The 888-nt window shown below is 48.6% G+C and carries 2 protein-coding genes; both read right to left on the reverse strand.

What is annotated here, in order from left to right:
- Nucleotides 1-241: DUF1737 domain-containing protein (locus Y887_RS19375; protein WP_157004336.1), on the reverse strand; the 241-nt coding region annotated here is incomplete at its 3' end.
- A gap of 486 nt (nucleotides 242-727) precedes the next feature.
- On the reverse strand, nucleotides 728-880 hold the full coding sequence (locus Y887_RS21565; protein ID WP_001373151.1) for a Shiga-like toxin beta subunit: 153 nt from the start codon (nucleotides 878-880) through the stop codon (nucleotides 728-730).
- Between the last annotated feature and the right edge of the window lie 8 nt (nucleotides 881-888).

Here is an 888-nt window from a genome sequence, read left to right on the forward strand (position 1 = left end):
TCACATAGTAATATTCTGGCGCAACAGAAGGCGCTGAGGTCGTCGGACGGTTGCCTGGCTCCTCTGGTGATGAGATGCTCCCCTCACTCACAACTGGCTGGATGAACTCCGCACCATAACCAGCTGTCGAAATCAGCGCACTACCATAAGGCTGCCACCCTTCCTTCAGTTTTTGAGTTATTCGTTTCGCAAGGTCTGACGGCGACGCCGCCCTGACAACATCATAGTGTTTAAATGCCATGAATCCTCCCGGCCGGGATAATATTGTGAGTAAAATAAGGAGCGGGCTGAAGTCCGGAAGTTACAGGACAATGGCAGAAGGAAGACTACAGCCCGAAATACGAAAAAGGCCGCGCAGTTGCGCAGCCTTATGAATCCTGGTTAAAATGATTTCGATTATTAAAACGAGTATCTCATGCAATTGCCCGAACCCACTCGGGCTTTTTTACATGTAAAAAGGCCCCTGCTATGAGAGGCCTTGGTATATGCCTAATCTCTGTATACTGCATGGTGCCGGGTGCCTCCCGGTGAGTTCGGCCTGGTACCACCGAACCCGTGTCGATAATGAATCACAAGCAAGGATTTTTCACCAGTCGCCCCTCCACACAGGGGGATTCACCATGCGAAATTTTTTTAACAAATGCTCAGTCTGACAGGCAACTGTCAACTGACTGAATTGTGACACAGATTACACTTGTTACCCACATACCACGAATCAGGTTATGCCTCAGTCATTATTAAACTGCACTTCAGCAAAGCCGGAGCCTGATTCACAGGTACTGGATTTGATGGTGACAGTCATTCCTGTCAACTGAGCACTTTGCAGTAACGGTTGCAGATTCCAGCGACTGGTCCAGTATTCTTTCCCGTCAACCTTCACTGTAAATG

The sequence above is a fragment of the Xanthomonas pisi DSM 18956 genome (assembly GCF_001010415.1).
Lineage (GTDB): Bacteria > Pseudomonadota > Gammaproteobacteria > Xanthomonadales > Xanthomonadaceae > Xanthomonas > Xanthomonas pisi.